The 9372-nt window shown below is 46.0% G+C and carries 9 protein-coding genes; 8 read left to right on the plus strand and 1 reads right to left on the minus strand.

Annotated features, from left to right (window positions below):
• Positions 1-90: 90 nt before the first annotated feature.
• Positions 91-1545, minus strand: a complete 1455-nt coding sequence (gltX, locus tag ACERC8_RS07110; protein WP_373659202.1) for a glutamate--tRNA ligase — start codon at positions 1543-1545, stop codon at positions 91-93.
• 165 nt (positions 1546-1710) lie between these two features.
• Between gltX and rsmD the strand changes: the two genes are divergently transcribed.
• The 8 genes from rsmD to ACERC8_RS07150 all read left to right on the plus strand — a co-directional run.
• Positions 1711-2259 carry a 16S rRNA (guanine(966)-N(2))-methyltransferase RsmD gene (gene rsmD / locus ACERC8_RS07115; protein ID WP_373659213.1) on the plus strand — a complete coding sequence of 183 codons (549 nt, stop codon included), beginning with the start codon at positions 1711-1713 and terminating at the stop codon, positions 2257-2259.
• Positions 2249-2749: a pantetheine-phosphate adenylyltransferase gene (gene coaD / locus ACERC8_RS07120; protein ID WP_373659203.1), complete on the plus strand. Its 501-nt coding sequence runs from the start codon at positions 2249-2251 to the stop codon at positions 2747-2749. Before rsmD ends, coaD begins: the two co-directional genes overlap by 11 nt.
• Complete coding sequence (locus ACERC8_RS07125) at positions 2727-3770, plus strand: SepM family pheromone-processing serine protease (RefSeq protein ID WP_373659205.1); 1044 nt, start codon at positions 2727-2729, stop codon at positions 3768-3770. The genes coaD and ACERC8_RS07125 overlap by 23 nt, the downstream gene beginning before the upstream one ends.
• A 166-nt stretch (positions 3771-3936) precedes the next feature.
• Positions 3937-4506, plus strand: coding sequence for a YutD family protein (locus tag ACERC8_RS07130; protein WP_373659206.1), 570 nt, complete (start codon positions 3937-3939; stop codon positions 4504-4506).
• Positions 4503-4976, plus strand: a complete 474-nt coding sequence (locus ACERC8_RS07135) for a VanZ family protein (protein ID WP_373659207.1) — start codon at positions 4503-4505, stop codon at positions 4974-4976. Before ACERC8_RS07130 ends, ACERC8_RS07135 begins: the two co-directional genes overlap by 4 nt.
• 230 nt (positions 4977-5206) lie before the next feature.
• On the plus strand, positions 5207-6937 hold the full coding sequence (locus ACERC8_RS07140; protein ID WP_373659208.1) for an ABC transporter ATP-binding protein: 1731 nt from the start codon (positions 5207-5209) through the stop codon (positions 6935-6937).
• Between the two features lie 284 nt (positions 6938-7221).
• Complete coding sequence (locus ACERC8_RS07145) at positions 7222-8967, plus strand: ABC transporter ATP-binding protein (RefSeq protein WP_373659209.1); 1746 nt, start codon at positions 7222-7224, stop codon at positions 8965-8967.
• A 152-nt stretch (positions 8968-9119) separates the two neighbouring features.
• Positions 9120-9372: hypothetical protein (locus ACERC8_RS07150; protein WP_373659210.1), on the plus strand; the 253-nt coding region annotated here is incomplete at its 3' end.

The following is a 9372-nucleotide window of genomic DNA, read 5'->3' on the forward strand; positions in this document are numbered from 1 at the left end:
TCTGGGAAGCATGTTCTTACTACTATCCTATCATTTTTTCAGCCGTTTGGTACCCAAAAACCTGCCCCTTTTCAGAGGCAGGTGTGATTGTTAAAGACTAGTCAAGACTTGTTCAATATGGGCAAGGGCTTTTTCTTTACCTAGCAAGTAGATGGTGTCGGGTAGTTCTGGACCGTGCATCTGTCCAGACACAGCGATACGAATGGGCATAAAGAGGTTTTTACCTTTGACGCCAGTGTCTTTCTGCACTGCTTTGACCTGAGCGGAGATGGTTTCTGGTGTAAAGTCTGCGTCTGCTAGCTCTGCTATTTTTTCCTTGAAGCTAGCTAGAACCGTCGGAACGGTCTCGCCTGCCATAAAGGCAGCTTCTGCCTCACCGAGAGCTGGGAAGTCCGTAAAGAAGAGGTCCGTCAGCGCGACAATCTCATCCGCTGAACTCAACTGTGGCTTATAGAGTGCGATGAGTTTATCGCTCTTGTCTGTCAAGCGACCTGCTGCTTCCAGGTAGGGTGTGCAGAGGGCAACGATGGTCTCAAGGTCTGCCGCCTTAATGTACTCCCCACTCATCCAATCCATTTTCTTCTGGTCAAAGGCCGCAGGTGACTTGCTCAGGCGGTTCTCATCAAAGAGCTTGATAAAGTCCTCACGACTGAAGATTTCCTCCTCACCGCCGGGGTTCCAGCCCAAGAGAGCGATGAAGTTAAAGACTGCCTCTGGCAAATAGCCTTTCTTGCGGTAGTCTTCGATGAACTGCAGGGTATTGGTGTCCCGTTTGGACAGTTTTTTACCCGTTTCAGAGTTGATGATGAGGGTCATGTGACCGAACTCGGGCGCTTCCCAACCCAGAGCCTCGTAAACCATGAGCTGCTTAGGGGTGTTGGCGATGTGGTCGTCTCCACGGATAACGTGGGAAATCTCCATGAGATGGTCGTCAATTACCACCGCAAAGTTGTAGGTCGGGTAGCGGTCAGCCTTCTGGATGACCCAGTCGCCACCTACATTGCTCCCCTCGATAGCAATATCACCCTTGACCATGTCCGTCCACTTGTAAATACCTGCTTCATTGACCGCTAGACGCACAGTTGGCACGATACCAGCTGCTTCACGCTCCGCTACGTAGGCTGCTTTTTCCTCATCAGACATGCCTAGATACTCGTTGATGTAGCGCGGTGTCTCGCCAGCTTGTTCTTGCCGTTCCCGCTCTGCTTCCAGCTCTTCCTTGGTCACATAGGACTTGTAGGCCAATCCCTTTGCTAGGAGCTCATCGACGTATTGTTGGTAAATCGCCAAGCGCTCAGACTGTCTGTACTGGTCATGAGTTTCTGGGCTTTCGTCCCAGTCAATCCCCAGCCACCGCAAATTTTCCAGCTGAGAACGCTCACCATCTTCCACATGGCGCTCACGGTCGGTGTCCTCGATACGGATGATAAAGGTACCGTCGTGGTGACGAGCGTAAAGGTAGTTAAATAGAGCTGTACGGGCATTGCCGATATGAAGCAAGCCTGTTGGACTTGGTGCATAGCGCACACGAATTGGTTTGGACATAGGTGTCTCCTAACTGTACATTTGTCAATACCTTCCATTATAACATATTTTAGAGAAAAGAAGTAATGAATTGTCGTTTTTTACGATGAGTTAGGTGTGTAGACCTAATTAGTGAGCAAGAGCCCCATCGTCTGAGGCTTGGACTGTGAGAAGACTTGTGCTATAATAGTCAGCATGAGAGTTGTTGCGGGACGATTTGGGGGCAGGCCCCTCAAGACTTTGGCTGGTCAGACGACTAGACCGACGACAGATAAGGTAAAAGGCGCCCTATTTAACATGATTGGTCCTTATTTTGAAGGGGGTCGGGTCTTGGATTTGTATGCCGGTAGTGGCAGTTTGGGCATCGAGGCGATTTCGCGCGGTATGGACGATGCTGTGCTGGTTGAGAGAGACCGCGGAGCGCAAGCCATTATCCAAAAAAATATCGCTATGACAAAAGAGCCTGAGCGGTTTACGCTAATGAAAATGCCAGCCGAGCAGGCAATGAGGCAACTTGACAGGCGCTTTGATCTCGTCTTGCTTGATCCGCCTTATGCCACGGAGCAGATTGAGGCGGACATCACCTCCTTAGAGGAAGTTGGTCTTTTGGCTGATGGGGTGCTTTTGGTCTGTGAGACTGATCGATCGGTGGAGTTGCCAGAGGAGATTAGCCAGTTTGGCATTTGGAAACAAAAAATCTATGGAATCAGTAAGGTGACGGTCTATGTCAGGTAAAGTCGGTTTGTTTACAGGGTCCTTTGACCCCATGACCTTGGGACATCGTGATGTGATTGAGCGAGCCAGTCAGTTCTTCGATCAGCTCTACGTTGGTCTCTTTTACAATCAAGATAAGGTTGGTTTTTTACCAATTGACCAGCGATTAACCATGCTAGTGCAGGCAGTGGCTGATTTGCCCAATGTCAAGGTGATTACCAGCCAAAATCAGCTGGCTGTCGAGGTAGCAAGGCAGTACGGTGTGACCCATTTGGTACGAGGCTTGCGCGATGCGACAGATTTTGCTTATGAGGAAAATCTGAGTGTTTTTAATCACCAATTGGCACCAGAACTAGAGACTGTTTTTTTGCTGAGTCGACCGGAGCATCGTCATCTATCATCGAGTCGAGTGCGCGAGCTCATTCATTTTAAGCAGGACATTAGCCGCTACGTTCCTGCCAACATCATCACAGAAATGGAGAAAAACAATGGCAAAACTAAAAAAGCATAAGTGGTGGTTAGTTCCTGCACTAGCCTTAATCGCTCTATTTTATGCAGTCTTTGTCCCTATCGGTGGTTATTATTTGGAAATGCCTGGCGGTGCTTACGATATTCGGACCGTTCTGACGGTTAATGACCAAGAAGACACCGATGATGGGTCCTATAATTTTGTTGCGGTAACAGTCAGTCGTGCGACAGTCGCTCAGATGCTTTACGCTTGGTTGACCCCATTTACAGATGTCAGCACTGAAGAAGAAGCTACTGGCGGACAAAGCCAGGAAGATTTTTGGCGGATTAGCCAGTTTTACATGGAAACGTCTCAAAATGAAGCCATCCACCAAGCCCTGAAACTAGCAGGTAAAGATGTTACTATTTCTTATAAAGGGGTCTATGTCTTGGATGTCAATGAGGACTCGACGTTTAAGGATATCCTGCATCTGGCAGATACTGTGACTGGCATCAACGGTAAAACCTTCAACTCTTCAAAAGAATTGATCGACTACGTCGGTAGCCAAGCCTTAGGTGATAAAGTCACTGTTCAGTACACCAGTCAAGGAGAAAACTTGTCTGCCGAAGGCAAGATTATCAAGCTTAAAAACGGGAAAAATGGGATTGGTATTGGTTTAGTTGACCATACGGAAGTGTCAACGGATGTGCCTATTGACTTTGCGACAGCAGGCGTCGGTGGTCCAAGTGCAGGTTTAATGTTTACACTAGACATCTACGACCAGCTGATTGATGAGGACCTCCGTAAGGGACGTGTGATTGCTGGAACTGGTACCATCGAACCAGACGGAACAGTTGGTATGGTTGGCGGGGTTGATAAAAAAGTAGCATCAGCCCATAAAATCGGTGCAAAAATTTTCTTTGTCTCTGCCAAGGAACTGACGGCTGAAGAAAAACAAGCAGCTCCAAACCTAAAGAGTAATTACGAAGACGCTCTTTCAGCCGCCAAAGAACTGGGGACAGATATGACCATCGTCCCTGTCAAGACAGTACAAGATGCGATTGCCTACCTCAAGAAGAATTGATTTAAAAGGTTGAACAGGTTGGAACAAGAGTTCTAGCTTGTTTCGTTTTGGTCAAATCTAGCACTTCAAGTCTAGCTAGAGTAGCTCTCCCAAGGTCTCCTATCTTTTGCTCTGCTATTTTTCTAAAAAATGATATAATGGTAGAAAAGAATAGGAAAGTGTCGCGATGAGAAAAGATATTACCCCCGAAATGTATAACTATAACAAATATCCTGGACCGGTTTTTGTTAGCTTTGACAATCAAGTCAAAAGTGATGATGTGGTCTTTACGATTGTGAAGAGCACGAGCGAAACCTTTGATGCGGAGAGTTTCACCCAGCGTTTTTCTGAGATTTTGCTCAAGTACGATTACATTGTTGGGGATTGGGGAAATGAGCAATTACGGTTGCGCGGTTTTTACCGTGAGGACAACCCTAAACAGACCATGACCGCTATCAGCCGTTTAGACGACTATTTAAAAGAATACTGCAACTTTGGTTGCGCTTATTTTATTTTAGAAAATAAGGAACCAAGGCAGGTTGTGTTTGAAGAGGAGCAACAGCCAAATCGTCGTCGGCGACCACGTCGCCGCAGATCAGGCATTGATAGGCGGTTTGAGGAGCGTTCAGAGCAGGCAAAGCCAGCTTTTCAAAAAAAATTACGTCAGACCTCTGCAAGCACCTCGTCAGCTAGACCAGAAAAAGCAGCCGTTCAGCAGAAAGGCTTCAATATTCGGCAAAAAGGAGAGCGCGGATGACCTGTCGTCGACTGATTCAGGGGGCGACACTGGCTTATGCTATTTTTGTTGCGGTGATTTGTTTCATGCCCCAACCTAACTTTGGCTTGGAGGAGACCCCTGGTATTCAGCACTTCGGTCGCGTTGTTGTTTTACTTCGCCCCTTCAACACCCTTTGGGGCTGGCAAGCGATAAACAGTTTTAGGCAGCTGGTCTGGGTTATCTGCCAAAACGTGATGAATATTTTTCTCCTCTATCCGCTGGTTCTTGGTTTGCTTCATCTTTTTCCGAGCTTGCGCTCAATGGCTCGCGCTATTAAACTAGCTTTTTACCTGAGTTTGAGCATTGAGCTGACACAGATTGTTTTGGACCTTCTCATTGATGCCAATCGGGTGTTTGAGCTTGATGACCTTTGGACAAATACGTTGGGTGGTTTGTTTGCCTACCTGACCTATCGCCATGTCACTAGCAAACACATTAACATAGACTAACCACTTGTTTGCTCTTTTTCAGACAAACAGGCCATGTTCAACAGAAAAAACGTTTTCCTTAGTCCTTGTCAACTAGACATGGTGCAGAAAACGTGGTATAATAGCCTATCATCCTCAGCACCGCTATGGTGCTGATTTGTTTGTTACTGCTCCTCTTTTGGGCTAACTCATGACAGGAGAGCGGGCTGTTTAGCTCTGCGATGGCCTTTAGGAGAAAGAAAGGAGAATTCATGAAAATTGTACGTGATTTATGGTGGTTTTTTAAGTTAGAAAAACGCCGTTACTTGACAGGGATTGTGGCGCTTAGTCTGGTATCTGTCTTAAACCTAGTGCCTCCTATGATGATGGGGCGCGTGATTGACAGTATTGCTAACAAACAACTGACCCCTCAGCAACTGCTATGGAGCCTGTTGTGGCTCCTTTTAGCGGCACTTGGGATGTATGTACTTCGCTATATTTGGCGGATGTATATTTTAGGGACTTCTAGCCGTTTAGGGCAACTGATTAGGTCGCGCCTGTTTGAGCACTTTACCAAAATGTCGCCATCCTTTTACCAGACCTATCGGACAGGTGATTTGATGGCTCACGCGACCAATGATATCAACGCCTTGACACGTTTGGCTGGTGGTGGGGTCATGTCGGCAGTGGATGCCTCGATAACAGCTTTGGTGACCCTGTTGACCATGTTTGTGACCATTTCTTGGCAGATGACGCTTGTCGCTATCATTCCGTTACCTTTTATGGCGATGACGACCAGTTTCCTCGGACGACGTACCCATACCAGTTTCCAAGCCTCTCAAGCTGCTTTTTCTGACCTAAATAATAAGGTTCAAGAGAGCGTGTCAGGGATCAAGGTGACCAAATCATTTGGTTATCAGGCTCAAGAGCTGGCTAGCTTTCAAGAGACCAACCAGATGACCTACCAAAAAAACATGAAAACCATGTTCTATGATGCCATGTGGGATCCGGTTGTTTTGCTTTTTGTGGGGAGTTCCTATGTTTTGATCCTCCTTGTTGGTTCAATCTTTGTCCGTTCTGGGCAGGTGAGTGTCGGTCAATTGGTGGCCTTTATCACTTATCTGGATATGCTGGTCTGGCCACTGATGGCTGTTGGTTTCCTGTTTAACATGATTCAGCGTGGGTCAGTTTCTTATGACCGTATCAATAGCCTACTATCCGAGCGTTCAGCAGTTGTAGAAGCGACTGATCCTTTACCTGCTATTGAAAATGGTCGTCTGGACTATGCGGTGGATTATTTTGCTTATGATAACGAGGAAACGTTGCGTGATATCCACTTTAGTTTAGAAAAAGGGCAGACGCTGGGACTGGTTGGTCAAACTGGCTCAGGTAAAACCAGTTTAATAAAATTGCTGTTACGAGAGTATGATGTCACAGACGGTGAGATTCGTCTAAACGGTCATAACATCAAGGCTTACCGCTTGTCTGATTTGCGCTCTCTGATGGGTTATGTGCCACAAGACCAAGTGCTCTTTGCGATGTCTATTGAGGACAATGTCCGTTTTGGCAATCCGAGCCTATCCCAAGAACAGGTGGAACAGGCAACTAAAATGTCCCATGTTTATGATGATGTGATGGGTATGCCTGATGGGTTCCAAACCATCATTGGAGAACGTGGCGTGTCCTTATCTGGCGGTCAAAAGCAACGTTTAGCCATGAGTCGTGCCATGATTTTGACACCTGATATTTTGATTTTAGATGATTCTCTATCAGCTGTTGACGCTAAGACGGAGCATGCCATTATTGATAACCTCAAGCAAACGCGTCAAGGGCAGACGACGATTATCACTGCTCATCGCTTGTCAGCAGTTGTCCACGCGGATCTGATTTTAGTGATGCAAGATGGTCGCATCATTGAGCGGGGTCGTCACGATGAGCTGGTTGCAGCAGGAGGTTGGTATGCGACAACTTATGCTAGCCAACAGCTGGAGATGGGAGATTAAGCTCATCGGTTGAGCAGCAGCCTTGCTCTTATAGGATCTGATTCACTGGCATAACGAGGATCACCTGTAAACGTTATAGACTGGCTTACGGTTCTGGCTGCCCTAGTTTAGCCGTGATGGGAGCGCTCGTTTGCTGTGCTCTATGGTAAGTCAGTGAAGCTTTTAGCTCGTTAGTAACCTATAGACCGAACCGAGTATTTTTTAGAGACGGCACTCATTTGGTTTTGGGTTGCCTTGACCGCGCTCGTCTCTTGCTTGTTATGATGTTTTGAAAGGAGTAGTCAATGCCCAAACAAGCTCAATTATGGTCGACCTTTCGTCGGCTGATGACCTACTTGACCCCTTATGGTCTACTAACCACTTTTTCCCTAGCTCTGCTATTGGCCACAACGGTGGTAAAAAGTCTTATCCCCCTTGTGGCTAGTCGATTTATTGATGGCTATATCGCTGGTCAGACGACAGACGGGCTGAGCCTTTTGATTGGCTATTATGGCCTTTATATGGCGCAGAGTTTGCTGCAGTATTTTGGTAACTTTTTCTTTGCCAAGGTGTCTTATAGTGTGGTGCGTGATATTCGGCGAGATGCGTTTGCGACCATGGAAAAATTGGGAATGTCGTATTTTGATAAAACCCCGGCTGGGTTTATTGTGTCGCGAATTACCAACGATACGGAGAGCATCAGCGAGATGTTTTCAGGTATTTTGGCAAGTTTTGTTTCGGCGGTATTTATTTTTACAGTGACCTTGTACACCATGTTGACCTTGGACGTCAAGCTCACTGGACTGGTTGCCCTCTTTTTGCCCTTGATTTTTATCTTGGTTAATCTTTACCGCAAGAAGTCGACTGCAGTGATTGCTAAAACGCGGAGTTTACTCAGTGATATCAATAGCAAACTGGCAGAAAGTATTGAGGGTATCCGCATTATTCAAGCCTTTAGTCAGGAAGCACGTCTTCAGAATGAGTTTGATGCGATCAATCAGGAACATCTCACCTACGTCAATCGGTCATTAGCCTTGGATAGTTTGTTTTTACGCCCTGCCATGTCCCTCTTAAAACTCCTTGCTTATGCGGTGTTGATGGCCTATTTTGGCTTTAACTGGCAAAAACTTGGGATTTCTGCAGGTTTTATGTATGCCTTTATCCAATACATTAACCGTCTCTTTGATCCGTTAATCGAAGTAACGCAGAACTTTTCAACCCTGCAAACCTCTATGGTTTCTGCTGGTCGTGTCTTCAGCCTCATTGATCAGGAGGTGTTTGAGCCCGCTCAGCTGGGGGAAGTTGAGGACATCCAGTCAGGTGATATTGTATTTGAAGACGTTTCTTTTAGCTATGATGGAAAGAACCAGATTTTGGATAAGGTATCCTTTCGGGTCAATAAAGGTGAAACGATTGCATTTGTTGGGGCGACAGGATCAGGCAAGTCCTCTATCATCAATGTTCTCATGCGTTTTTATGAGTTTCAATCAGGGCGTGTGTTGATTGATGGCACCGATATTCGGCAGTACAGTCAGGAGGCTTTACGTCGGAACATCGGTTTGGTTCTCCAAGACCCTTTTCTCTATCATGGGACAATTTCGTCTAATATCAGGATGTATCAGGAAATCAGCGATGATGAGGTTCGGGCTGCAGCAGAGTTTGTCGATGCTGACCAGTTTATCAGTAAATTGCCAGCAGGCTATAGTGAACCTGTCACTGAGCGTGGAGCAACCTTTTCAACAGGTCAACGCCAGCTGTTAGCTTTTGCTAGGACTGTTGCCAGCCAACCTAAGATTTTAATTCTCGATGAGGCAACTGCCAATATTGACTCCGAGACGGAGCAAATCGTTCAAAATTCTCTTGCTAAGATGTGTCAAGGACGGACAACAATCGCTATTGCCCATCGCCTATCAACGATTCAAGACGCTAATTGCATCTATGTCTTGGATAAAGGTCGAATCATCGAGAGTGGGGACCATGAGACCTTGCTAGCTCTAAAGGGAACCTACCATAAGATGTATCAACTCCAAGCTGGCATGATGGAAAAATAGCAAGGATCAAGTTATTCTTAACTATCCCTGTTATTGTCGAGTTAAAAATTTGCCGAAAAGACTGAAAATAACCTGCTTAGGGTAGGTTCAGACTATAGCTCAAGCTCTTAGAATCTCATTTCTAAGGGCTTGAGCTAGTTTAAGTGTATAAAATGCTCAAAACCGATAGAAACGACAACCGTAAAAGATTTCTGATTTGTCTTAAACCGTCAAAATGCCTGCTTATCAATCATCAGGACGCTATAAATTTCGCAGATATAGAAAAAGACAATCCACTGTTTGAGGATTGTCTTTCAGTTGAAATGTCCAGAGGAACGCCTTACTTTTATGGCTCTATAATTTCTGTAGTGGGTAAATCCACCATGGAGATTATAGAGCCTTTTGAGTGTAGAAAAAAAGTTCCAT

Origin of the sequence: Streptococcus sp. E29BA, from assembly GCF_041807805.1 — a bacterium.
GTDB classification, from domain to species: domain Bacteria; phylum Bacillota; class Bacilli; order Lactobacillales; family Streptococcaceae; genus Streptococcus; species Streptococcus entericus.